The sequence below is a fragment of the Parasphingorhabdus sp. genome, from assembly GCF_039982395.1.
Taxonomy (GTDB): domain Bacteria; phylum Pseudomonadota; class Alphaproteobacteria; order Sphingomonadales; family Sphingomonadaceae; genus Parasphingorhabdus.
In genome coordinates this window covers 135,592-158,631 of the sequence record NZ_JBDWYO010000002.1, presented here as the reverse complement: position 1 = coordinate 158,631, position 23,040 = coordinate 135,592, and the positions used below count along the sequence as shown (strand labels likewise).

The 23,040-nt window shown below is 54.0% G+C and carries 22 protein-coding genes; 5 read left to right on the top strand and 17 right to left on the bottom strand.

Annotated features, from left to right (window positions below; translation table 11 throughout):
- Window positions 1-23 precede the first annotated feature (23 nt).
- Together ABJV08_RS06430 and ABJV08_RS06425 are read right to left on the bottom strand one after the other, a co-directional pair.
- Window positions 24-647: a 2-hydroxychromene-2-carboxylate isomerase gene (locus ABJV08_RS06430; RefSeq protein ID WP_348036940.1), complete on the bottom strand. Its 624-nt coding sequence runs from the start codon at window positions 645-647 to the stop codon at window positions 24-26.
- Window positions 648-684: 37 nt separating this feature from the next.
- Window positions 685-1,374 carry a glutathione binding-like protein gene (locus tag ABJV08_RS06425; RefSeq protein ID WP_348036938.1) on the bottom strand — a complete coding sequence of 230 codons (690 nt, stop codon included), beginning with the start codon at window positions 1,372-1,374 and terminating at the stop codon, window positions 685-687.
- A gap of 308 nt (window positions 1,375-1,682) precedes the next feature.
- On the opposite strand from ABJV08_RS06425, the gene ABJV08_RS06420 reads away from it, so the two are divergent.
- Together ABJV08_RS06420 and ABJV08_RS06415 are read left to right on the top strand one after the other, a co-directional pair.
- Window positions 1,683-2,006, top strand: coding sequence for a metalloregulator ArsR/SmtB family transcription factor (locus ABJV08_RS06420; protein ID WP_348036936.1), 324 nt, complete (start codon window positions 1,683-1,685; stop codon window positions 2,004-2,006).
- A gap of 1 nt (window position 2,007) precedes the next feature.
- A complete protein-coding gene (locus tag ABJV08_RS06415) occupies window positions 2,008-2,451 on the top strand; it encodes an ArsI/CadI family heavy metal resistance metalloenzyme (RefSeq protein ID WP_348036934.1) in 444 nt (147 codons plus the stop codon).
- Window positions 2,452-2,459: 8 nt separating this feature from the next.
- Here ABJV08_RS06415 and ABJV08_RS06410 read toward each other — a convergent pair whose 3' ends face one another.
- From ABJV08_RS06410 to ABJV08_RS06400, 3 genes are all read right to left on the bottom strand, one after another.
- Window positions 2,460-3,638, bottom strand: coding sequence for an LL-diaminopimelate aminotransferase (locus tag ABJV08_RS06410; protein ID WP_348036932.1), 1,179 nt, complete (start codon window positions 3,636-3,638; stop codon window positions 2,460-2,462).
- Between the two features lie 169 nt (window positions 3,639-3,807).
- Window positions 3,808-5,442, bottom strand: a complete 1,635-nt coding sequence (locus tag ABJV08_RS06405; protein ID WP_348036930.1) for an alkaline phosphatase D family protein — start codon at window positions 5,440-5,442, stop codon at window positions 3,808-3,810.
- A gap of 4 nt (window positions 5,443-5,446) precedes the next feature.
- Window positions 5,447-6,622, bottom strand: a complete 1,176-nt coding sequence (locus ABJV08_RS06400; RefSeq protein WP_348036928.1) for a DUF3667 domain-containing protein — start codon at window positions 6,620-6,622, stop codon at window positions 5,447-5,449.
- Window positions 6,623-6,774: 152 nt separating this feature from the next.
- On the opposite strand from ABJV08_RS06400, the gene ABJV08_RS06395 reads away from it, so the two are divergent.
- From ABJV08_RS06395 to ABJV08_RS06385, 3 genes are all read left to right on the top strand, one after another.
- A complete protein-coding gene (locus ABJV08_RS06395) occupies window positions 6,775-7,224 on the top strand; it encodes a biopolymer transporter ExbD (RefSeq protein ID WP_348036926.1) in 450 nt (149 codons plus the stop codon).
- Window positions 7,225-7,310: 86 nt separating this feature from the next.
- The gene (locus tag ABJV08_RS06390) at window positions 7,311-8,084 is read left to right on the top strand and encodes an SDR family oxidoreductase (RefSeq protein WP_348036924.1); all 774 of its coding nucleotides are present in this window, start codon (window positions 7,311-7,313) and stop codon (window positions 8,082-8,084) included.
- Between the two features lie 253 nt (window positions 8,085-8,337).
- Window positions 8,338-10,221: a CshA/CshB family fibrillar adhesin-related protein gene (locus tag ABJV08_RS06385; protein ID WP_348036922.1), complete on the top strand. Its 1,884-nt coding sequence runs from the start codon at window positions 8,338-8,340 to the stop codon at window positions 10,219-10,221.
- Between the two features lie 30 nt (window positions 10,222-10,251).
- On the opposite strand, the gene ABJV08_RS06380 is transcribed toward ABJV08_RS06385, so the two are convergent.
- From ABJV08_RS06380 to ABJV08_RS06325, 12 genes are all read right to left on the bottom strand, one after another.
- Window positions 10,252-10,992, bottom strand: coding sequence for a DUF1499 domain-containing protein (locus ABJV08_RS06380; protein WP_348036920.1), 741 nt, complete (start codon window positions 10,990-10,992; stop codon window positions 10,252-10,254).
- A gap of 84 nt (window positions 10,993-11,076) precedes the next feature.
- A complete protein-coding gene (locus ABJV08_RS06375; RefSeq protein WP_348036918.1) occupies window positions 11,077-11,679 on the bottom strand; it encodes a CDP-alcohol phosphatidyltransferase family protein in 603 nt (200 codons plus the stop codon).
- A gap of 9 nt (window positions 11,680-11,688) precedes the next feature.
- Window positions 11,689-12,957 carry a nucleoside transporter C-terminal domain-containing protein gene (locus ABJV08_RS06370; RefSeq protein WP_348036916.1) on the bottom strand — a complete coding sequence of 423 codons (1,269 nt, stop codon included), beginning with the start codon at window positions 12,955-12,957 and terminating at the stop codon, window positions 11,689-11,691.
- Window positions 12,954-15,104: an FAD-dependent oxidoreductase gene (locus ABJV08_RS06365; RefSeq protein ID WP_348036914.1), complete on the bottom strand. Its 2,151-nt coding sequence runs from the start codon at window positions 15,102-15,104 to the stop codon at window positions 12,954-12,956. Before ABJV08_RS06365 ends, ABJV08_RS06370 begins: the two co-directional genes overlap by 4 nt.
- Window positions 15,105-15,218: 114 nt before the next feature.
- Window positions 15,219-16,040, bottom strand: coding sequence for a sterol desaturase family protein (locus tag ABJV08_RS06360; protein ID WP_348422302.1), 822 nt, complete (start codon window positions 16,038-16,040; stop codon window positions 15,219-15,221).
- A gap of 96 nt (window positions 16,041-16,136) precedes the next feature.
- Window positions 16,137-16,922, bottom strand: coding sequence for a formate dehydrogenase accessory sulfurtransferase FdhD (gene fdhD / locus ABJV08_RS06355; RefSeq protein ID WP_348036910.1), 786 nt, complete (start codon window positions 16,920-16,922; stop codon window positions 16,137-16,139).
- Entirely contained in the window at window positions 16,923-17,177 is a 255-nt protein-coding gene (locus ABJV08_RS06350; RefSeq protein WP_348036908.1) for a formate dehydrogenase subunit delta, read from the bottom strand. It lies immediately after the preceding gene.
- Window positions 17,174-20,035 carry a formate dehydrogenase subunit alpha gene (gene fdhF, locus ABJV08_RS06345; protein ID WP_348036906.1) on the bottom strand — a complete coding sequence of 954 codons (2,862 nt, stop codon included), beginning with the start codon at window positions 20,033-20,035 and terminating at the stop codon, window positions 17,174-17,176. Before fdhF ends, ABJV08_RS06350 begins: the two co-directional genes overlap by 4 nt.
- On the bottom strand, window positions 20,032-21,582 hold the full coding sequence (locus ABJV08_RS06340) for an NADH-ubiquinone oxidoreductase-F iron-sulfur binding region domain-containing protein (protein ID WP_348036904.1): 1,551 nt from the start codon (window positions 21,580-21,582) through the stop codon (window positions 20,032-20,034). The genes fdhF and ABJV08_RS06340 overlap by 4 nt, the downstream gene beginning before the upstream one ends.
- Window positions 21,579-22,004, bottom strand: a complete 426-nt coding sequence (locus tag ABJV08_RS06335; protein ID WP_348036902.1) for an NAD(P)H-dependent oxidoreductase subunit E — start codon at window positions 22,002-22,004, stop codon at window positions 21,579-21,581. Before ABJV08_RS06335 ends, ABJV08_RS06340 begins: the two co-directional genes overlap by 4 nt.
- Before the next feature lie 42 nt (window positions 22,005-22,046).
- The gene (locus tag ABJV08_RS06330) at window positions 22,047-22,424 is read right to left on the bottom strand and encodes a VOC family protein (protein WP_348036900.1); all 378 of its coding nucleotides are present in this window, start codon (window positions 22,422-22,424) and stop codon (window positions 22,047-22,049) included.
- A gap of 150 nt (window positions 22,425-22,574) precedes the next feature.
- Window positions 22,575-23,009, bottom strand: coding sequence for a MarR family transcriptional regulator (locus ABJV08_RS06325; protein WP_348036898.1), 435 nt, complete (start codon window positions 23,007-23,009; stop codon window positions 22,575-22,577).
- Between the last annotated feature and the right edge of the window lie 31 nt (window positions 23,010-23,040).

The window sequence follows — 23,040 nt, the reverse complement described above, 5'->3', positions numbered from 1 at the left end:
CGGTTTTCTGGATTCGAATGAAATTAGACGGGCTGTTTAATCGCCCAATTAACAAGCGGCAACTGGTCATTGCCAAAATACATCCGTTCACCATCTCCGAAAGGCACGAAAATGCTAGGCGATCCATAAGCCCCGCGGGCGATTGCTTCTTCGGTATTGGCGCGCAGCCGGTCCTTGATGGCCTGCTCCTGTGTCCGCGCCGCCAGAGCGGAGCCATCCAAACCGACATTATTGGCAATGGAAATCAGCACCGCAGGGTCATCCAGATTGCGTTGATCGCCATAATAAGCATTGAATGCCGCGGTTGCGAACTTGTGCAATGCCGGTTGATCATCCTCAAGCGCGCAGCAGGCCCGCATGGCATGCACCGATTTCACAGGGTGATGTTCGCTGGGAAAATTCATCGGCAAGCCGGCGATTTTTGCCCAGTCTTTCAGCACCCGGAAACTGTGCACAAATTTGCGATTGTCGGGGTTCTCGCGCGCGGCATAGACGGCCTGGTTCACTGCATTGAACACACCGCCCACCAGAAATGGTTTCCAGACAATCTCCGCATCATTGTCGTGGATGATCGACTGGATGTTATGAAAGGCAAGCCATGTCCACGGGGACGAGAGATCGAAATAAAATTCAACTTTTTTGGTCATTTGATGGTCTTTCCTCTTCCCGAATCTTTGCTCGGGCTTACTCCTTTAACCCGAACAAGGTCTTGCGCGTCTGCGCATCATCCTGTGGATTGCGGTTTATCTTGTCCCGGCCAACAGCCATTCCGCGGCGTAGACCTTCGCGTTGCTTCAAAGCTTCATACCAGCGCTGTACATGGGCAAAATCGTCGAGATCAATTTCCTGGCGCTTATATGTCTGCACCCAGGGGAAGCAGGACATATCGGCAATGCTGTAATCCTCACCGGCGAGATATTCATTCTCTGCCAGCCGCCGGTCCATCACGCCAAATAGCCGGAGCACTTCGTTACGATAGCGCTCGGTGGCATATTCTATCCGCTCTGGCGCGTAGAGTTTAAAATGACCATGCTGACCCATCATCGGCCCAAGCCCGCCCATTTGCCACATCAGCCATTCGGTTGCCGCAATCTGACCTCGCAGATCGTGCGGCAGAAACTGCTCAGCCTTATCCGCAAGATAGAGCAGGATCGCGCCAGTTTCAAAAACGCTCACGGGGTCTCCGCCATCGGCTGGATCGTGATCGACAATGGCTGGGATCCGATTGTTCGGACTGATCGCCAGAAATTCAGGTTCAAACTGTTCCCCCGCCCCAATGTTCACCCATTTGAGACTGTAATCGAGCCCGGACTCCTCCAGCATGACAGAAATTTTCCAACCATTGGGTGTCGGCGCAAAATAGAGATCAATCATAAGCAAAAAACATCCCGGCTAAACTTTACAAAGTTTACAGTGTTAAAGGAAAGATTCAGTGGAGCCTCAAAAACGCGCCTTTGGCGTCGGTCAGGTCATCAATTGGATCAATCTTCATCATTCCGCAACGTGGCACAAAAGCTGGCCGGTAGGACAGCAAAAAATCGTATTTCTAGCGTCCGAAAGCAAGGCGACTATAATTCTGTGCCACGGCAATTTCATTTCATATTTCGATTATGATCGAAATATCATTGACGGCATAATCATATTTTGATATTTCCATGATTATCGAATCATAGGAGTTAATCGTGGAAGCCAAACAGGCCGTCGATGCTTTAGCATCACTCGCTCAGGAACATCGCCTATCGATATTCAGATTGTTGGTGCGGGTTGGAAAAAATGGTTTAGCGGCCGGTGCCATCGCAGAGAAATTGAAAATCCCGCCCAGTTCCCTGTCCTTTCATCTCGCCCAACTGACCCGCGCAGACCTGATTAGCCAGGAACGCCAGTCACGGACCCTAATCTATCGCGCAGACTATGCCGCGATGAACCGGCTTGTCGCCTATCTACTGGAAAATTGCTGCGCGGGCGACGCTTGCGCGGTTGACCTTCTCATCTCCCAAGGAGCTTAAAATGAACAGAATGCACATCCATCTCTCGGTCGAAGATATTGAAAAATCCGTTGCCTTCTACTCCGGACTATTTGGCACGGAACCGACGGTTCACAAATCCGACTACGCCAAATGGATGCTCGATGATCCACGCGTCAATTTCGCGATGTCGAGCCACCAGAATACAAAGCGCGGCATCGAGCATATCGGCATCCAATCGGAAACCGCAGACGAGTTCGCAACAATTTTTGGCCGATTAGAAGATGCCGGAGGCGCAATATTGGACGAAGGTGCAACAACCTGCTGCTATGCCCAGTCGGAGAAACACTGGACGAAGGATCCCGATGGCGTTGCCTGGGAATCCTTTCTCACCAATGGCGACGCCACCGAATATGGAACGCGGCTCGACCCCAGTCAGTATGTCAAGGAACAGAAGCCAGGGAAATTGGCGTCTTGTTGCGGATAGCGGCCGGCTTAACCCTCGCCCAAGAACTTCTTGATGCTCCGGGCCGCTTGCCGAATGCGCTGCTCATTTTCGACCAGCGCTAGCCGAACAAAGCCTTCGCCCTCGTCACCAAAGCCGGTACCGGGGGCGACGGCCACGCCAGCCTCGGCTATCAAGCGCTTTGCAAATTCCATCGAGCCCAGCTCTTTAAACTGCTCGGGAATCGGAGCCCAAGCAAACATGCTGGCTTCCGGTGGCGGGATGTCCCAACCAGCACGACCAAAGCTTTCGACCATCACATCGCGACGCTTTTTGTAAAGCGCCCGATTTTCGTCAATAATATCCTGCGGACCATTGAGTGCCGCCGTGGCAGCGACCTGAATTGGCGTAAAAGCACCATAGTCTAGATAGGACTTCACCCGCGTCAGCGCGCCAATGAGTTTTTGATTGCCCACAGCAAAGCCCATGCGCCAGCCGGGCATGGAATAGGTTTTGGACATGCTGGTAAATTCGACCACGCAATCTTTCGCGCCATCAATCTCGAGCATTGACGGTGTTGGCGTGTCACCAAAATAAATCTCGGCATAAGCAAGATCGCTGATCACCCAAAGCTTATGCTCGCGCGCGAAGTCGACGACTTTCTGGTAGAAGTCGAGATCAGCGACATAGGCGGTGGGATTGCTCGGATAGCCCATCACCAGCACCGATGGCTTCGGCACGGTATAGCTCATCGCATATTCCAGCCGGGTGAAAAAATCCGGGCCAGGAGCGGCCGGAATCGAACGGATAGCGGCGCCTGCAATGATGAAACCAAAAGTATGGATCGGATAGGATGGATTGGGTGCAAGCACGACATCGCCGGGCGCTGTGATCGCCTGTGCAAGATTCGCCAGTCCTTCTTTGGAACCCAAAGTCACGATGACTTCACTTTCCGGATCAAGGTCTACGTCAAACCGGCGCTTGTAATAATTGGCCTGTGCGAGGCGTAAGCCCTTGATGCCCTTGGACGCTGAATAGCGATGCGCGGTCGGGTCGTTCGCCGTTTCCGTCAACTTGTCGATCACATGCTGCGCCGGCATCCCGTCCGGATTGCCCATCCCAAGATCAATGATATCCTCACCACGCGCTCGCGCTTCCGCCTTCATCGCGTTGACTTCTGCGAAGACATAAGGCGGCAGGCGTTTGATGCGGTAGAAATCTTCGGACATTTTGGGTCGTTTCTTCCATTAAGTTATAGGAAGTGGTCGCTTTGCGTAATTTTAGTAGGAATGTCGATAGTCTGAAGGCGGTTTTCGCAATTAGGACTCCGCAATTTCGTATCGAATATCCATAAGATCGGAATTTTGACGCCCCTGATCGCCATCAAATGGACAGTTTTCAGGCCTGGAGCCGGTTCGTCCCGCGCAACACGGTCTGGCTTTTGCTGCCCGACAAAGCGATCGACTTTGTTCGGATCGCATCCAGAAAATGCCAGGTCGATACGGCTTTTTCGGGGGTCAAAGATACCACCATATAGCCGCGATGCTCTGTTTCTGCCCATTGCAACTGCTTGTTCGTCTCTACTACGGCTTTGACCACAACCTTGGGATCAATGCCCTTTGTATAAGCCTCAAAACCCGGTGAACTGACACTATGCCCGGCAAATTCGATACCGGCGGCGCCATCCTGCGTCTCCAGATCAAAAGCCCAGGCGTTGTGACTATCCCCGGACAAAACGATCAAATCGGCATCCGCTTGCTGCGCGGCGGCCAGCGACCGAGCACGCGCTTGGGGGTAGCCGTCCCAACTGTCGAAGTTCATCGGCAAGCCAATTTCGGCGGACAAAGCGCCGACCGCTACACGAGCCTTGGCAATAGCCGGCGCATCATCAGGCACCCAGTTTTTTGCACCCTGCGGCAATTTCAGTTCGCCCATCACGCATTGCTGTGACCAGACCTGCCACTTTGTTCCCTGCGCTTTTGATGTCCGCAGCGCATCGCCGAACCATTTTTCTTGCACCGCGCCCAGCATGGAACGGGACGGATCCTGCCAGATATCATCCCGAAATGCGGCAAGGGCCGCGGAAATATCTTTCTGGCCCTTGATCGCATCCGCCAGATCAGCAGGCTGATCACGTCCGGCAATCCGGCTTTCGGTAAAGAACAAAGTCGCAAGATCGCCGATTTGATATTCTGTCCAGCGCGGGCTACCAAATTCCATATCCCGAACCGGCATCCATTCGCGATACACGCGCTCGGCGATGCGCTTGCGGGTTTCCCAATCGCCTTCGCTGGGGTCATGATTCTGGGCACCATCCTTATAGGCGTCATTGGCAAATTCATGATCATCCCATGACGGTATCATTGGCAAAACCTGATGAATGCGCTGCAGGTCCGGATCGCTGCGGTAGGCCGCATAGCGAAGCCGGTAGTCGGCAAGCTGCACCATCTCATGCGCCGGCTCGATCAGGCGCCCAGCGAGCGCTTCCTCTTTCGATGGATAGGTACCGACCGGATATTCATACAGATAATCACCCGTGTGTATGATCAGATCGAGGTCGGCATTTTGAGCTGCATGAGCATAAGCGTTGAAATAGCCGAACGGCATATTGGAGCAACCAACAACGCCGATGTTAAACCGCTGAGTGGGCCCCTGCGGCAATGTCCGGGTGCGGCCGACCATCGATTGCGAACCATCTGGCGCGATGAAGCGGAAAAAATACCACTGGTCAGGGTCGAGGCCCTGTACTGTTATTTTGGCTGTAAAATCACGCTCTGCGGTTGCTTGGACTTCGCCCACCATTTTGGCGCCCAAAAAGTCGGCATTGTCAGATATTTCCGCGGTTAGCTTACTGCCGTCCTTGCCGACATAGCGTGTCCACAACAGGATGGATTCCGGTGCAGGCTCGCCGCTTGCAACGCCATGGGTAAAACCCTTGGCGCCGATCAGCGATGCCGACGCCGGCATGCCGAGTGCGCCAAGACCAAAAGTCCCCAATGCCATCAGCTGGCGGCGATCGATATTCATGGTCATGCTTTTATCCCAAAACGCCCAGAGCCAGCAGTATAAGAAAAAATAAAGTCAGGCTAATGACAGTAAAAAACAGCAAGAAGGAAACCCGCACCAGTGCCTCGGGTCGCGACATCTTGTAGGCGTGGCGCAATTGCCGATACATGTGAAAGGGCGGATAGAAAACCAGCAATCCACCCCAGATCGATTCAGCAACACCCGCCGCCGCCAATATTGCGCAAGAAATGAACAGCAGCGACATGAAACTGATCGAATAGGTCGTGAACACAGCATGATCGTAGAAGTGATATCCGCGCCGGCCGATGGTGGTCAGCCAGACAAATGGCAGGGAAATTGGAATGAGCAGCCAGGCGAATTTATAACCGTTTGCCTTTAGCTTGTAGATCAACAAATCGGGATTGGCGTTCACTCTCTTAAACGCATCGCGAAGCCATTTATCAGTCTCCGGCGATCCAGTACTGACACTGCTGCCGTCAGTCAGCGCTTTACCTTCCTTGATGTCGTCCAGGCCGGCTTCGAGCTGATCCAGCTCTTCGGGTGTGAGATTACCGACTTTGGAATCACCATCCCCTAGATTCACATCTGGATATGGCTCTTCCTCGCCGGTCAATTTTGCCAACATGTTGCGGCCTTTTTTAAGGTCGAGGATATCGTTTTGCAATTTGGCCCTGTCTTCCCCGGTGGCCTTTGTCAGCAAATCGGACTTTTCCTGTATCTGATTTTCGATCTGCTCGGTCTCAGTGGCTATGCCCGTGCTGACCGCCTCATCAGCAAGGTCGGTGTCGTCAATGGAGAACGGCTCGCCCAGAAAGGAAAAGACGGCGAACATCATGAACACAGAAAATAGGAACAATGCCATGGGCGAGATGAATTTTGCCCGCTCGCCATGGACATAGCGCCGCGTCAGATCACCCGGCTTCCAGGCCAGCAAGGGCAATGTCCGCCAGAATTTGCCCTCGAAATGCAAAACGCCGTGCAAAATATCGTGCCAGAAAGCGGCTATGGATCTGTGAATATGCAGCGGCTGTCCGCAATTTCCACAATAGCTGGTTGTCACAGCAGCGCCGCAGTTCAGGCATTGCCCGCCTTCACCATCCCCGGCTTCGCCGCGTTCATCTTCCAATGCCTTGGCTATCAAACCGCCTTCGACAGCGGTTCCCATGGCTTCCAGTTCTTCCGACATGAGGAGCAGTTTTGGCCTATTTGATCAATAAGGCAAGCGGCTTTTCTATTCTGCGGAGCGGCCCAGCCAACAAGTTGAAATGATTCTCTCTTTATGATAGAATGTTATAACATAACAAATATATGAAGGAAATTCTACCGAAGGAGAGGAACATGAAACTCAGAAAACTGGAGTATCGCAAACAAACGGGCCCGGTCATCAACGAACAACCCATGGGGGAGCTGAATATCACGCCGCTGATCGATGTGTTACTGGTCCTGTTGGTCATGCTGATGCTGTCGATACCAGCCGTTACCCATAAGGTTGAAATCGATCTGCCAAGCGGCCATGCGGGCGCGGGCACTCCTCTGGTCAACAAATTGTTCCTAAATGCTGCAGGAACCGCAATCTGGAACGATATACCGATGGACAGCGACCGATTGCGAACCCGGCTAGAATTGATGGCCAAGGATCCGGCCAAACCGCAGCTTCATTTCGAAAGCGATGCCAGGGCGCGCTACGAACGATTTGATCAACTGGTTGCAATGATCAAACGGGCGGGCGTCGAAGAGGTCGGTTTTGTCGGCAATGATCAATATGCAGCCTGGGACATGCCGAACTGAGTTTCAGACATGATAATCTTTGCGCCCGAAACCAGCGATTTCAATAGCACTATACATATGCGTTTTGATCGGCCACATATCGAGTTATGGAACTAAAACTCGAAAACAAGATTGTGCTGGTCACTGCGGGCAGCAAGGGTATCGGACTGGCGACAGCATTGGGTTTTTACAATTGCGGTGCCAAAGTCGCCATTTGCGGACGATCACAAGACAAGCTCGATGCCGCGGCCGCTCAAATGCCCGGCTGCCTGGCGATGATCGGAGACGTTTCCAAGGCCGAGGATATCGATCAGCTTATAGCAGCCGTCACCAAAGAATTCGGCCCAATCGATATTCTGGTGAACAATGCCGGCGGGCCACCGCCCGGGCTTTTTGCAGATCTTGCAGACGAACATTGGGAACAGGCCATAGAGTTGACATTGATGTCCGTCATCCGCGCCACAAGGCTGGTGTTGCCGCACATGCGGACTCAAAAATGGGGTCGCATCATCAATATCTCGTCGTCAGGCGTCAAACAGCCGGTACCGAACCTCACTCTGTCGAACAGCATCCGGATGGCTGTATTGGGCTGGGCAAAAACCCTCGCCAATCAAGTTGCGGCAGATAATGTGCTGGTGAACACAGTTTGCCCAGGATTTACACAGACCGACCGCATCGCTCAAATCCTTGAACAACAAGCCACCGCTTCCGGCAAAAGCATCGATGAAGTGGCGGCTGCACTGGCGGCTCAAGTTCCCATGCAGCGCATTGGTCAACCGGAAGAAATTGCCAATCTTGCTGTTTTCCTGGGGTCAGAAGCCGCAAGCTATATGACCGGAACTGCAATCCAAGTGGATGGTGGATCAGTACAGAGCTTCTAAAGCCAGGAATCGGAAGCGTTCTTACAGCGATTGAACGATCACAAAATCAGCGAATCCTAAACTGCTGCACGGTGGGTTTTGTCCGCTCTGCATGACTTCAGCCATCCGCCCAATGCCGTCGGAGCATCGCGTCTTCGCGGTTCGCCAGAAGACGTAAGAAAATGCGTTGTAGCAAATGATATTATTATGGAATAACGAGCACTTACGAAATGTAAAACTGATGTTTGGGGCTGAAGTTTTGGGGATAATATCAGTGTTTCTTGCGTTCACTCAGCGATATGCGAAAGCGCTTGGACTCTTGTTCGCCGTTTTCGTCCTTGCGCTGGACCCTGCGGCGGCGGCAACCTGCTCTACTGCCACCACACAGGGCGCCGCTCCGGCTTCTTGGCAAACCTACTGCTGGTTCGATTTCTCCTCCTATAATGATACAACCGCCCGATCTGCCGGCGGACAGAATTTCTCCTTCAATCTCAGTGACGGTTCGACGCTCACCTTCAATTTACAGGCGACAACAACCGCGGGGTCGGCGGCAGCTGCCATAGCTGCACCAAGCTGGACCGGGGCCGCGGTAGGCAATTCATCGTTTCTCGGGATACCAGGACAACCGATCCTATATACATCGAATAGCGGATCCACGGTGACATTCACCTTCAGCGCGATCAACATCATCCCGCCACCGGGCGTCGCATCCGTAACCAACTATGCTTTTGTCGCGGCCGATGCAGAATCGACGGACAATGCTGAATATCTGAATTTTACCACAAACGGGTCAACATGGGCGATTCTCGACGCCGTACCGCCGATTAGTGGCGCGCAATTTCCGGTGCTGTCCGGTGTCGGCACTACGACATTGAACGAAGCGGGCGGCGGACAGACCGGCAATATGGGGGGATATATTGCGGGAACCAACAATCCCACAACGGTGGTCGCCCAAATGAGAGGCCAAGGTCTGCAAGGAATGATGTTTGCAATCCGCTTTGCGTCCATCAAGCTCAACAAGCTAATTACCGGTTCACGCATTGACGCCGCCGACCAGTTCACTTTCAGGATCACCTCAACATCTTCGGGCAGCCCGCTGGCGTCGGGAACAACAACCGGTACAGGCGGCGGCCCATTCACCGCAGCCGTCATCTCTACCGCGTCTGGCATTCCCATAACCCTGTCTGAAATCATGGCGACTGGCAGCAGCAGCGCTCTTTCACAATATAGGGGCTCATTGACCTGCACCAACGATTCTGCCGGATCACCGACCACCTTGCCCGTCAATGTCATCACCAGCAGCTATGATTTTGGATCGCTTGCTTTCGGCGATGTTGTCGACTGTACCTTCACCAATATCGCTTTTCCCCATGTCCAGCTGTCCAAGCAATTGGGACCCGGCGGAAGGTTTTTTAACACCGATCAGTTCACGCCGCGGATCATGGAAGGCGCAACCGTGATCGGATCAACCACGACCAGCGGCACCGGATCGACGATCAACAATGGTACGATTTCGATGACCCAGCTGGTCGGCGGCAATAGTTATGCACTCAATGAAATTGTCGCCGGAACGACGGAATTGGATCGCTACACCCAAAATCTGTCCTGCACCAACGGCTATGCTGGATCCTCAACCACATTGCCAACCGCACCGGATGTGACATTCACGCCGAGCACAGGGGATGTCATCACCTGCATATTGACCAATAGCCGGACCGCCGCCACAGCCGACCTCAACATAGTGAAGCAATCCAGAATTGTGTCTGATCCGATCAATTCGACGACCAATGCCAAAGCCATCCCTGGCGCGATCATCGAATATACGATTAGCGTCACCAACACGGGTAACCTGCCGGTCGATGCCAGCAGCATAATCATCAGTGATGTCCTGCCATCAAACATCACCTATGATGCATCCTCGCCAGTGACCTTCACCAACGGAAGCACGGCAAGCGGACTTCCCGCGTTCAACGCCGCGACTATGGTAACCTTCTCAAACCAGCTTGGCGGCGGAGCACCCTATAATTATGCGCCGAACACAGCTGGGTTTGATGCCGCTGTGCGCGGGGTCCGCATAAGCCCGGCGGGCACAATGGCAGCAGCGACGGGAACGGCCAAACCGAGCTTTAGCGTAAGCTTTCAAGGACGCGTCGAATGAACGGAAAAAATTCCGCCTGAGGCTTAATATTTATCTGGATTTCTCGACCAGTGCATCAAGAAATGACCGAACGCGCCTTGCATTCACGCCAAGGTCACTGACACCGACCCGGCTGACGGAACGCATATCCACAATGCTCGCCTTGCCATCTTCAGTCGGCACTGCCCGCAAGACAACATCATCCTGGAAGCGAATATAGGATACGCTGGCAGTGGCTTCAAAATGTCCGGTATCCGGATTGGCGGCCGCGACATTCCAATCGCGTTGCTTGGCCAGTTCTTCGGCATCGGCGATTATGGCGGCCACTGGCTTTGCGATCGTGATCGATTTTATATCAGGATAGCCTTCGCTGTGCATCTTCCGCCAATTATCCACGGTCTCGACACCCGCGAGATTGTCTGCCCGCAGCGATAGCTCGGCAAATTCAGGAGGGTTCGTCAAATCTGTCGTAATATCATGCAGCGCAGGAACATCGCCTGACGACGCAACGCGCGATCCCAGAAAACCGATATAGACCAGCGCAGAAAATAGCCCCAAAAGCACGCCCTTCTTGCTGCCGCCCTTTTTCATGACCAGCACAAGCGCCACAATGCCGACGACAAGCCCAACAATAGCGATCAACGCACCTGCCAGGATCCCTGAGAACCCTTCAAGCTTCCCAACGATATCATAGCGGGCGAGCGTGACTCCAACCAAAGCCACGACCGGCGCACCGATGCCAAATATCAATGCCGATTTGCTCAGCCGCTTGGTCCATTTGCCGTTTGCCATTGAAACTCCTGTTCTATTCACCGCACCAAGCGTGCAAGCCCGTATAGCCGGTCTGTCCCTTAGAGCAACTGCCGCACAGACGGCTCAACGAAAGTCCATTCTCGCGGCGATTGTTCTCTGGACAACGGTGACCACGCACATTGCAGAATAGACCGTTGCGATGGTGGTGAAATAAGCAGGTAGCAGACACATTAGCACAAAGGCGATGATCGTCTCCGTTCCCTCGGCAAGACCCGTATTATAGAAAAAACTCTTCTTTCCATGCGCATTGGTTTCTCTCCCGTGCTTCGCCGCCATCACCGCATAGGCGAGGAAGCTGATACCGGTCAGGGTGAAGCTGGCCACCAAGATCAATGCAAAAGGAAGATTGCCAGATGCGGCGAAACCAAAGCCGATGGGAACCGCAACATAGAAAGCAAAGTCACATAGAATATCCAGATATCCGCCAAAATCAGATTGTTTGGTTGCACGGGCAACAGCGCCATCGAGGCCGTCGAGCACCCGGCTCCCGAGCACCAGCAAAAGCCCCAGTAGATAATAGCGAAAACCGATTGCCACGCCTGCGCCTATGCCCATGGCCGCGCCTGCAATCGTGACCTGATTGGCAGTGATACCGGCGCGCGCGATACCTTTTCCCAAAGCATTGAGCGGCGGATCAATCAGCGGCCTCAACCGGGAATCAAGCATGACCCTGCCTCATCCGAAGGTCACCAGTCCAATGATCGCACCCGTCATCGCCGTGGCACAATTGCCCGCGATCCAGCTTTTCATACCCAGACCTGCCACTTCAACGCGGCGCGATGGAGATAATGTACCAATGGTTGACACAAGTAATCCAACACTCGCCAGATTGGCAAAGCCGCAGAGCGCATAGACGACGATCAACTGACTGCGCGGATCGAAAGTGCCTTCTGGCAAAGCCGCGAGATCGAGAAAGGCCACATATTCGTTGAGTATGCTCTTCGTGCCCATCAGCGCCCCGGCTGCAGGCGCTTGGTCCCAAGGCACGCCCAACGTCCACATCACCGGCGCGAAGAGCCAACCAAAAGCGCGTTTGATCGTCACCGCCTGACCATCGACATAGGGCAATATCGTCAAAATCTGGTCTACCAAGGCGACCAAGGCGAATACCACCAGAATGATCCCGACAACCGCCAGAAACACCTGCACGCCTTCCATCGTTCCGCGCACGATGGCATCAATGCTGCCATCATATTTCAATCCGGAATCAGCATCCTTCGCTTCGGTTTTTCCATCTCCCGGCACCATCAAGCGGGCAATCAATATCGCGGCTGGCAAGGATATCAGCGACGCGGAAATCATGTGACCGACCGCATTGGGCACTATATCGGACAAGGTAGAAGCATAGAGGATCAATATCGCGCCGGAGATGGTCGACATGGCCAGCACCATGACCATGAACAGCTCTGCCCGGCTCATTTTGTCAAAATAGGCGCGCAACACCAACGGCGATTCCACAACGCCAAGAAAGATATTCGCACCGCCGCTCAAACCGACCACGCCGCTGACGCCCATGGTCTTGCGCAGCGCCCAGGACAGGCCGCGAACAATCCACGCAAGGACACCCCAATGCCATAGCAAGGCGGACAGCGCGGAGAAGACGATAACCAATGGCAATATCTGGAAAGCGATGATCAATGGCGGCTGCGCGCCTTCTTTCAACACAAAGGGCAATTCGGCCCCGCCCGCATAGCCGAACATATAGGCCGATCCGACCAGCGTTGCTTGTTCAATCGCCATCACGCCCTGATTGGCCAGGCCGATAATATCCCAGACGAAGGGCACCCGAACGATCACCAAAGCGATGGTGAATTGCAGCAACAGCGCGCCGCCGATCCATTTCCAGCTTGGTCGGGCTTGCCGGTTTTCGGACAACAGCCAGACAAAGGTCAGGATCAATGACAAACCAATCAAGCCCTGCCCCTGCTGCAGGACATCCATCATCCGCGCATCCAGTCGTGATAGCGCTCAACCCAACGGAGCAAGCCATCAGGGGCATGGGCGCGTTTCCATTCGCCTGCAGCAAATTTATTGGCCTCGGCCATGGTCGGATAGGTGTGGATCGTGCCCAGTATCTTGTTCAGTCCAAGACCATATTTCATCGCCAATACATATTCGGCGAGCAGTTCTCCTGCGTTGTTGCCAACAATTGTAACCCCGAGGATCTTGTCTTTGCCTGGCGGCGTCAAGACTTTGACAAAGCCCTGCGTTGCGCTCTCGGCAATTGCCCGGTCAAGATCGTCCATCTCGTAGGTCGTCACTTCATAGGCAACACCCTGCTCCTTCGCATCCTGTTCGTTCAAGCCGACGCGGGCAATCTCGGGATCGATGAATGTCGTCCACGGAATCACGCGATAGTCGGCTTTGAACTTGCGGAACTGCCCGAACAGAGCGTTTACCGAAGCGAACCAGGCTTGATGCGATGCGACATGGGTGAACTGATAAGGGCCCGCGACATCGCCTGCAGCATAAATATTGGGATAGAGAGTCGCCAGATAGTCATCGGTGACGACGGTGCGGTCGGTTTCGATGCCCAATTCTTCAAGACCAAATCCTGTGAGCCGAGCGCTGCGCCCAACAGCGATGACCAACGCGTCAAATGCGACGCTCTTCTCTTCGCCACCAGCCTCGAGGATCAGCCGTTTTTCTCCGTCCACCATCTCGCACCGGATCGCGTCATGACCCGTCAGAACGTGGACACCGGAACCTTGCTGCGCGCTCATCGCCAACTCTGCGACCTCGTCATCTTCTTTCGCCAGCAGGCGATCGGCGCGTTCCACCTGAACCACTTTGGCCCCGAGCCGGGCAAAGGCCTGGCTCAGTTCGCAGCCGATCGGTCCGCCGCCAAGCACGACCATCCGCTTCGGAATATCATCCATCTGGGCAAATTCTTCCCACAATGTATCGCTGGTGACATAGCCGGTCTCCTCCAGCCCCGGCAGATCGGGGACAAAAGGCCGGCCACCGGTTGCGATGACGATAGACCTTGTGGTCAGCCTTTGTGTCTCGCCGTCATCGCGTTTGATCTCCACAGTCCACGGATCGACGATGGTCGCATAGCCCTGCACCACATCCACGCCCAATCCGGTATAGCGTTCAACACTGTCATGCGGTTCGATCGCGGCAATCACGTCGTGCACGCGCTGCATCACCGCCTTGAAACTATATTTCGGCTCAGCTTTGGACAGCCCATAAAGATCGCCCTTGCGCATCTGCTCCGCGACTTTCGCACTCTTGATCAAAGCCTTGCTAGGGACACAGCCATAGTTGAGGCAGTCACCGCCCATTTTCGATGTTTCGACCAATGTCACCTTCGCTTTGACGGTCGCGGCAATCAAAGAGGAGACGAGACCCGCCGCCCCAGCGCCAATCACGACCATATTGCGGTCATATGTTTTGGGCTTGGTCCAGCGCGCGTAGACTTTCCGGCGCTTGAGCAGGCTCACAATCCATTTCCCGATCCAGGGAGTCAGGCCCAAGGCGGCAAAAGACAGCAGCAAAGCGGGCGAAGCGATATCGCCGACTTCTTTGATTTCGGCGAGTTGCGTTCCGGCGTTTACATAGACCAAGGTCCCAAGCAACATCCCAATCTGGCTTACGATATAGAAGGTACGGGCCTTTATTGCGGTCAGACCCATTAGCAGATTAATCAAGAAGAATGGGAAAATGGGCACCAATCGGAGCGTGAGCAAGTAGAACGGACCGTCTTTCTCGACTCCGTCATCTATCGCTTTTAGCCGATCCCCAAAACGCGCCTTGACCGTGTCGCGGAACAGATAGCGTGACGATAGAAATGCGATTGTTGCGCCGATTGAGGACGCGAAAGATACAATGATCGTGCCCGTAACAACGCCGAATAACGCCCCGGCCGCCAATGTGAGAATCAGGGCGCCGGGCACAGAAGCCGCGGTAACCGCGACATAGATGAGAAAGAAGATACCGATAACCAGGAAAGGTGCGGCCTGATATTGGGCGTCAAAATTCCCTTGCTGTTCTTTCAGATTGGCCAATGTCAGCTGCGAGCCAAGGTCGAAATAGAAGAAGCTCGCGATGGCGATAGCAAAGACAATCAAAATCAGTATTTTTTTCATGCTAGGCTTTCCGTCAGAGCGCGCATGATCGACAATCGATCATATGAATCTTCAAGCGCTAGAGCATCACTAACGACTTTTTGAACATCCGCAATTGACCCGCTTATCGAAAGCTCACTTGTCAGACGGTTTTTCACTGTTTTGATCGGGATCACCAAAGGGGATTTTCAAGCTCCACCAGAATTTGGCCGGAGCCGTTGTTTGATATTCCGCTAACCCGATGGTCATTGCATCATGGCCTGCGCCGGGCTGCGCGACATAGGTACCGAATATCCTGTCCCACAAGGCAATGCTGAAACCAAAATTGCTATTGGTTTCCTTAACCACCGTCGAATGGTGCACGCGGTGCATGTCAGGGGTTACCAAAATCAGGCGCAACATTCCATCCAGCCGACCGGGAAGTTGCACATTGCTGTGGTTGAACATCGCGCAGAGATTGAGAATGAGCGCGAATATAAACACTGCCAATATGGACGGACCCAAGAGCAGCGCCAAGACCGACTTGAACAGCATCGACAATATGATTTCGACGGGATGAAAACGAATGGCGGTCGTCACGTCAAAATCCCGATCGGCATGATGAACCTTATGAAGCGACCACAGCAACGGTATCTTGTGGGTTGCGATATGTTGTCCATAAATCGCCAAATCCAGCAGAATCAATGCCAGAATAAATTCCAGCCAAAGGGGCCAGTCAAGCCAGTTGAACAGGCCAATATGATGAGTTGTGGCATAAGTGGCGGCGCCAATGGCCGCGATTGGTCCCATCAGGCGGACCGCAAGGCTGTCCAATAGAATGATCATTATATTGGTGCGCCAGCGGCCAAGGCGCGGCAGGGACCGCTCCCGACGCGGGAACAATGCTTCCAGCGCGGCCAAGAGCAGGAATAGCAGAACCGACAGCAGCAAACCAAATTGTGCGAGATCGGCTGTCATGAAGGACAATGCTGGTTCGCCATTTCCGTTCTCATCTATCCACATCATAGGTTGATCTGCCTATAGCATAGAGCTTGGCTGCCAAAATGCGAATGCTCAGCCCAGTGAGTGTCCGTTAAATTGCAACAAACTGTCTTCGCGGGCCAGTGACACCAGCGTTAGGCCGCACGATTTGGCGCGTTCAATGGCAAAATTCGTGGGGACCGAGATTGTGACCAATGTCGTCGCACCGGCAATTACCGATTTTTCGACAATTTCATAGCTGCACCGGCATGTCGTCAAAATGAAACCGGCAGATAGCGACTGACCTTCTCGCTTCAACGCTCCGATCAATTTGTCGAGGGCATTGTGTCGCCCGACATCCTCTCGCACGCAGCGAATATCTCCGTTTGCATCGACCCATCCAGCGGCATGTACGCCGCCGGTTTTCTGATTCATCGGCTGATGGCCTTGAAGGGTTTCCAGCGCTTTGAATATATGGGCTTTGTCAATTGAGCGATGGTCTCGCACTTGCGGCAATGGCTGCGCCACCAGTTCCAGATTTTCCAGTCCGCATAAGCCGCAGCTGCTTTCCGCAACCCGGGTCCGGGCGCGTTCAAACACCATAGCAGCTTTGTCGGCATCGAGATTGGCGCGGATTATCCAGCCCTTGTCATGTTCATGGACATCGATCGCGCCAATTTGATCAGCCCTTTCAACTAGCTTTTCGCTGATCGCAAAGCCGATCAGAAAGTCTTCCAGATCGGACGGCGTCGCCATCATGACGGCATAGCCGATACCGTTAAATTCAATCGACACCGGGACTTCTATGGCGATTTCCCGATCAGTCACTTCCAAAGCCTCCCTATCCGGGCGGATCAAAGAGGCCTTATAATCTGTCATCTATGAGGCAATGGAAGTTGTCACGGCAGCAGATGAATCAGCTCGACGACCGACGATGGACACCGCCAGAGTTGCGACGTCGGATAGATCGGTGGGTCCCTCTCCGGCATGAGCAACGATCCGTCGTTTCATCCGGGGATCCCAATATTTCAATATATGCTCGGCGGTGGCTTCCGCCGCACTATCTTGATCCAGCGTCCCGAAATTGCGGGCAATCTGGTTCACCATATAGACAAGATGTTCGAGCGTGTTCATTCAGCCGCTTCAACCGTTTCGATCCGCCGCGATTGGTCAGAGAGCTGTTCATAATCTTCCTGCCAATCGGTTGGACCATTGGAAGCAGCCACTTGCACAGCAGTTACCTTATATTCCGGACAATTGGTTGCCCAGTCGCTGAAGTCGGTGGTGATGACATTGGCCTGCGTAACCGGATGATGGAAGGTGGTGTAGACAACACCCGGAGCAACCCGCTCGGTGACCTCGATGCGCAAGGTTGTTTCTCCGGAACGGCTTGACAATTTGGTCCAGTCACCATCTTTCAAGCCGCGGTTTTCAGCATCCGTCGGGTGCATTTCGAGCAAGTCTTCCGGATGCCAGGCCGTATTTTCAGTCCGCCGGGTTTGCGCACCGACGTTATAATGCGACAATATCCGTCCCGTCGTCAGCAGCAGCGGAAAGCGCGGACCGGTTTTCTCGTCCGTCGGCACATAGTCCGTAACCACAAATTGTCCTTTGCCGCGCACGAAGCTGTCGACATGCATGATTGGAGAACCATCAGGGGCGGCTTCATTGACCGGCCATTGCAGCGAACCTTCTTCGCGCAATCGATCGAAGTTCACGCCTGCGAAAGTCGGGGTCAGACGAGAAATCTCATCCATGATTTCGGAAGGATGGCTATAGTTCCAATCCAGTCCCATCGCATTGGCCAGCGCCTGCGTGACTTCCCAGTCCTCCATCCCGTTGACCGGTGCCATCACCTTGTTGACCAATTGGATGCGGCGTTCGGCGTTGGTGAAGGTCCCGTTTTTTTCCAGAAAGGTCGAACCGGGCAGAAAAATATGCGCATAATTGGCGGTTTCGTTCAGGAACAGGTCGTGCACGATCACGCATTCCATCGCCGCCAATCCGGCGGAGACATGCTTGGTATTGGGATCGGATTGCAGAATATCTTCGCCCTGAACATAGAGCGCCTTGAATTCTCCATCGACCGCGGCATCCAGCATATTGGGAATCCGCAAGCCCGGCTCCGAGTCAATTGACACACCCCAATCATCTTCGAACAGCGCCCGTGCACCAGCATCAGACACGTGGCGATAACCAGACAGTTCATGGGGGAAGCTGCCCATATCGCACGCGCCCTGAACATTATTCTGTCCGCGCAGAGGATTAACCCCGACACCGCGACGACCGATATTGCCGGTCGCCATGGCCAGATTGGCAATTGCCATCACCGTCGAGCTGCCCTGACTATGTTCGGTCACGCCAAGCCCGTAGTAGATCGCGCCATTGCCACCCGTAGCGAAAAGTCGTGCCGCAGCGCGCAATTCCGAAGCGGCGACACGCGTCACGGGCTCCAATGTTTCCGGCGCATGGCGTTCGTCCGACACAAAGGCCGCCCAATCGGCATATTCATTCCAGTCGCAACGCTCGCGAATGAAGGCTTCGTCGGCCAAGCCCTCGGTGACGATGACATGCGCCATCGCCGTTAACACCGCGACATTGGTGCCCGGCTGCAGTGGCAAATGATGCGCCGCCTCTATGTGCGGCGATTTAACCAGCGCAATCTGCCGGGGATCAATGACAATCAGCTTCGCGGCCGGTTTCCCGTCAATGCCGCGCAGGCGCTTCTTCATGCGGCTGGCAAAAACCGGATGCGCGTCAGTCGGGTTTGCACCGATCACCAAAATAACATCGCTATCTTCGACGCTGTCAAAATCCTGCGTTCCAGCACTGGTGCCGAAAGTTGTATTCAGACCATATCCCGTCGGAGAGTGACACACGCGTGCACAGGTATCGACATTGTTATTCCCGAAACCGGCCCGAACCAGTTTCTGGACCAGGAAAGTCTCTTCATTTGTACACCGCGATGAGGTGATTCCACCGGCACTGAGGCGACCATATTTGTCTTGAATGCGTTTGATTTCACTCGCTGTATAAGCAAGCGCCTCGTCCCAGCCGACCTCTCGCCAAGGCTGGTCGATATTTTCACGGATCATCGGTTTGGTGATCCGATCCTGGTGATTGGCATAGCCCCACGCAAACCGGCCTTTCACGCAACTGTGACCGCGATTGGCTTTACCATCTTTCCACGGCACCATCCGGACCAATTGGTCGCCGCGCATCTCAGCCCGAAAGGTACAACCGACGCCGCAATATGCACAGGTGGTGATCTCGGTTCGGTCTGGCTTGCCTATTTCGGTGACGGCCTTCTCCTGAAGCGTTGCCGTTGGGCAAGCCTCAACACAAGCGCCGCAAGAAACGCACTCGCTCGACAGGAAATCGTCGGTCGGCAAACCGGCCGATATTTTCGAAGCAAAGCCCCGCCCGTCCATGGTGAGAGCAAAGGTTCCCTGTACCTCGTCGCAAGCCCGCACGCAGCGCGAACAGGCGATACATTTGGACGGATCGAAATCAAAATAGGGGTTGGATGTGTCCTTCGCTTCGCCCAGATGATTGGCGCCTTCATAGCCATAGCGCACATCGCGCAAACCGACATTGGCCGCCTGATCCTGAAGCTCGCAGTCATTGTTGGCGCTACAGGTCAGACAATCAAGCGGGTGATCGGAGATATAGAGCTCCATTACACCTTTGCGCAGTTTTTGCAGAAACGGGGTCTGAGTTTTTACGACCATGCCGTCTTCAGCCGGGGTCGTGCAGCTGGCCGGCGTACCTCTGCGGCCTTCAATCTCGATCAGGCAGAGCCGGCAGGAGCCGAAGCTTTTGACATTGTCGGTCGCACAGAGCTTGGGAATATTATTATCGATTTCCGCTGCGGCGCGCATCACGCTGGTGCCGGCGGGAACGGTTACATCACGACCATCAATGGATAGTGATATGGTTTCGCTGGCTTTGGACTTTGGTGTGCCAAAATCTTTCTGCGGCTGATACGTCATGATTGATCCTCTACCACATCGGCGTTCGATCCGAAATCCTCGGGCCAATGTTTGATTGCACTCATCACCGGATAGGGCGTAAAACCGCCAAGCGCGCATAAGGATCCGAACTTCATCGTCTCGCAAAGATCGGAAATGAGCGACAATTCCTCTTCCACGCTGCGCCCTTCTTTTCGGGCATTGTGCATTTGTGGCAAGCTCTCGACTGGATCCGTTGCCTCCCGTCCGCCGGATCTGATCCGGTCGAGCACTTCCATCCCCCGAACAGAGCCCAATCGGCAAGGCGTACATTTCCCGCAGCTTTCGGCCGCACAAAATTCCATCGCAAATTTGGCTTGGAAAAGCATGTCGGCGGTCTCATCAAATACAACAATACCGCCATGACCAATCAATCCGTCTGCAGCCGTGAAAGCTTCATAATCAAAGGGCAGATGAAAATCGCTTGCCGGATGATAGGCGCCCAATGGGCCGCCCACCTGCACTGCTTTGACAGGCTTGCCGCTTTCCGTTCCGCCACCAATGTCATTGACCAACTCGCCCAGCGTAATTCCGAAGGCGGTTTCGAACAGGCCGCCATATTTGAGATTTCCTGCCAATTGGATCGGCATGGTGCCGCGGGAACGGCCCATGCCGTAATCAGCATAAGCCTTCGCACCATGGGCAAGAATATAGGGCGCGGCAGCGAGAGTCAGAACATTGTTCACGACCGTCGGCTTCCCGAACAGCCCTTCCAGAGCGGGGAGTGGCGGCTTTGCCCTCACTTCGCCGCGCTTCCCCTCCAGGCTCTCGAGCAGGGATGTTTCCTCGCCACAAACATAGGCGCCTGCCCCGACCCGAACCTCGATATTAAAGGGCGCGACAATATCGGCACTCGCTTTGATCGCAGCGTTCAATTTGGCAATCGCATGCGGATATTCGCTGCGAACATAGATATAGCCCATGTTTGCACCAACGGCCAAACCGGCAATCGCCATACCTTCTAGCAGACAATATGGATCACCTTCCATCAGCATGCGATCGGCAAACGTCCCGCTATCCCCTTCATCCGCGTTGCAGACGATATATTTCTGGGGTCCGTCAGCGCCCGCCACTGTCTTCCACTTGATACCTGCCGGGAATCCAGCACCGCCTCGTCCGCGAAGGCCGGATTCGGTAATCGTCTCAATGATCGCTTCAGAGCCTATGGCACGCGCCTTTTCCAGGCCCAGCCAACCGCCGGTCGCCTGGTAATCTTCCAGATCAAGCGGCTGCGTTATACCGGCCCGACCAAAGGTCAGGCGCTGTTGTTTGACAATGAAGGGATGATCTTCAATCTTGCCAATATTGAGGTCGGATGACCCATCCAATATCGACGCAACATCATCCAAAGTCGCCGGTCCATAGCCCAGGCCATCCACTTCGACGAGCGGCTCCAGCCAAGACATGCCCCAGCTCGAAACGCGCACGATTTCAGCCTCTGGCGCAGCCTTTTGGATCGCTTCCGCAATCTCATCAGCGCCACATGCAAGGGCCAGCGCATCGTCAGATATCGCAACCCGCAAAGTCATAGCGCCTCGATCAGCTTCTGTAATTTGGTCGAATTCAAGCGCGCATGAACGTCCCTGCCGATCATTGCGTTGGGGCCTGCGCTGCACAGGCCCAAGCAATAGACGGTTTCAATCTGGCATCGGCCTTGCGCAACATTGGCAATCTCGGTTGCGAGCGCTTCGCCCCCGCGCGCCTGACACGCTTCGGCGCCGCACAGTTTCAGCACCGGCAATTTGGCCCGACTTTCTTTATAATCATGATAGAAGCTGACCACGCCGTGCACCTCCGCGCGGCTTAGATTGAGGGCGCTGGCTAGATATTTTTTCGCCGCCTCGTCAACGCAGCCTAACTCTTCCTGAATATCATTCAGGATGGGAAGCAATGGTCCTTCCCGCTCGATATGGACGGCGACGATGGCAGCCAGATGTTCTTCTTGAGTCATTTGATCACATATGCCGGAAATGGAGTGCGCGGGTTCACAAGCCTATCCGTCCGCCAGCTGAAAAAACGAACAAATTTTATTGCCGTCGGGATCACGCAAATAGGCCCCATATGATTTCCCCGGAGCGTTCGGTCGAAGTCCGGGTTCCCCATCGCTCGTTCCGCCATTGGCAAGTCCGGCAGCGTGAAAAGCATCAACCTGGCTTTGGTTGTCTGCCTTGAAGCCTACGGTCCCCCCATTGGCAGAAGAGGCTTCCTTTCCGTCAAACGGCTTCCCAATGCCAAAAGCGCCGGTTTCATTGGCATAGAACAAACGATCCCCTGGAGCCGCTGGCGCGATACCAAGTGCGCCTAACGTCGCGTCATAGAATTGGCGTGCTTTGTCGAGATCGTTTGCACCGACCATAATATGGGTAAACATGTTTCTCTCCTGACTAGGCCGCGGTCCGTTAAGACATAATAGTTTTCTTTACAGTCCCACAAAAATACCGAGGTTCAAAACCTTTGTTGCTTCTTTGAACTATCAATTTTTGCATGACCGTAGAGCCAATATCGGATTCCGCGAAATCCATCATCCTGCGGGCTTTTTCATATTGAAGTCCCACAATGCGCCGAGAATGGGCATCAGATGGGGACGCAAATCTTCGGAAACAGATTCCAACATCCTGGCTTCCAGATCATTGATAATGGCCACGGCTTCCTTATGGAAAGCCTTGCCTTTCCGGGTCAAAAACAAGCCATGTGACCGGCCATCGACTGGCTCTTTCAGAATTAGATCCCGCTTCATCAATCGGCTGACCAACGGCACCATATTGGCGCGCTGGATATCAAGCATTTTGCCAGCATCGCTTTGCGTCAACCCGGCGTTGCTCGCAACAAGCATGAGAAGCGAAGCATCACTATGCCTCAAGCCAAGCTTGGATAACTGCTGATTGAGATTCGCCAAATTTGCGGCAGCAGCGCGGTTCAACACATATCCCGGCAAAGCTATAAGAGGGTCTATCATTTCACCCCTATATAAAATGCTATTGGCAATA

What these genes read in the sequence shown, in the direction of transcription:
- ABJV08_RS06430 (WP_348036940.1), bottom strand. Translation starts at nt 647, where the DNA reads ATGACCAAAAAAGTTGAATTTTATTTCGATCTCTCGTCCCCGTGGACA.
- ABJV08_RS06425 (WP_348036938.1), bottom strand. Translation starts at nt 1,374, where the DNA reads ATGATTGATCTCTATTTTGCGCCGACACCCAATGGTTGGAAAATTTCT.
- ABJV08_RS06415 (WP_348036934.1), top strand. Translation starts at nt 2,008, where the DNA reads ATGAACAGAATGCACATCCATCTCTCGGTCGAAGATATTGAAAAATCC.
- ABJV08_RS06410 (WP_348036932.1), bottom strand. Translation starts at nt 3,638, where the DNA reads ATGTCCGAAGATTTCTACCGCATCAAACGCCTGCCGCCTTATGTCTTC.
- ABJV08_RS06405 (WP_348036930.1), bottom strand. Translation starts at nt 5,442, where the DNA reads ATGACCATGAATATCGATCGCCGCCAGCTGATGGCATTGGGGACTTTT.
- ABJV08_RS06400 (WP_348036928.1), bottom strand. Translation starts at nt 6,622, where the DNA reads ATGTCGGAAGAACTGGAAGCCATGGGAACCGCTGTCGAAGGCGGTTTG.
- ABJV08_RS06395 (WP_348036926.1), top strand. Translation starts at nt 6,775, where the DNA reads ATGAAACTCAGAAAACTGGAGTATCGCAAACAAACGGGCCCGGTCATC.
- ABJV08_RS06390 (WP_348036924.1), top strand. Translation starts at nt 7,311, where the DNA reads ATGGAACTAAAACTCGAAAACAAGATTGTGCTGGTCACTGCGGGCAGC.
- ABJV08_RS06380 (WP_348036920.1), bottom strand. Translation starts at nt 10,992, where the DNA reads ATGGCAAACGGCAAATGGACCAAGCGGCTGAGCAAATCGGCATTGATA.
- ABJV08_RS06375 (WP_348036918.1), bottom strand. Translation starts at nt 11,679, where the DNA reads ATGCTTGATTCCCGGTTGAGGCCGCTGATTGATCCGCCGCTCAATGCT.
- ABJV08_RS06370 (WP_348036916.1), bottom strand. Translation starts at nt 12,957, where the DNA reads ATGATGGATGTCCTGCAGCAGGGGCAGGGCTTGATTGGTTTGTCATTG.
- ABJV08_RS06365 (WP_348036914.1), bottom strand. Translation starts at nt 15,104, where the DNA reads ATGAAAAAAATACTGATTTTGATTGTCTTTGCTATCGCCATCGCGAGC.
- ABJV08_RS06360 (WP_348422302.1), bottom strand. Translation starts at nt 16,040, where the DNA reads ATGACAGCCGATCTCGCACAATTTGGTTTGCTGCTGTCGGTTCTGCTA.
- fdhD (WP_348036910.1), bottom strand. Translation starts at nt 16,922, where the DNA reads ATGACAGATTATAAGGCCTCTTTGATCCGCCCGGATAGGGAGGCTTTG.
- ABJV08_RS06350 (WP_348036908.1), bottom strand. Translation starts at nt 17,177, where the DNA reads ATGAACACGCTCGAACATCTTGTCTATATGGTGAACCAGATTGCCCGC.
- fdhF (WP_348036906.1), bottom strand. Translation starts at nt 20,035, where the DNA reads ATGACGTATCAGCCGCAGAAAGATTTTGGCACACCAAAGTCCAAAGCC.
- ABJV08_RS06340 (WP_348036904.1), bottom strand. Translation starts at nt 21,582, where the DNA reads ATGACTTTGCGGGTTGCGATATCTGACGATGCGCTGGCCCTTGCATGT.
- ABJV08_RS06335 (WP_348036902.1), bottom strand. Translation starts at nt 22,004, where the DNA reads ATGACTCAAGAAGAACATCTGGCTGCCATCGTCGCCGTCCATATCGAG.
- ABJV08_RS06330 (WP_348036900.1), bottom strand. Translation starts at nt 22,424, where the DNA reads ATGTTTACCCATATTATGGTCGGTGCAAACGATCTCGACAAAGCACGC.
- ABJV08_RS06325 (WP_348036898.1), bottom strand. Translation starts at nt 23,009, where the DNA reads ATGATAGACCCTCTTATAGCTTTGCCGGGATATGTGTTGAACCGCGCT.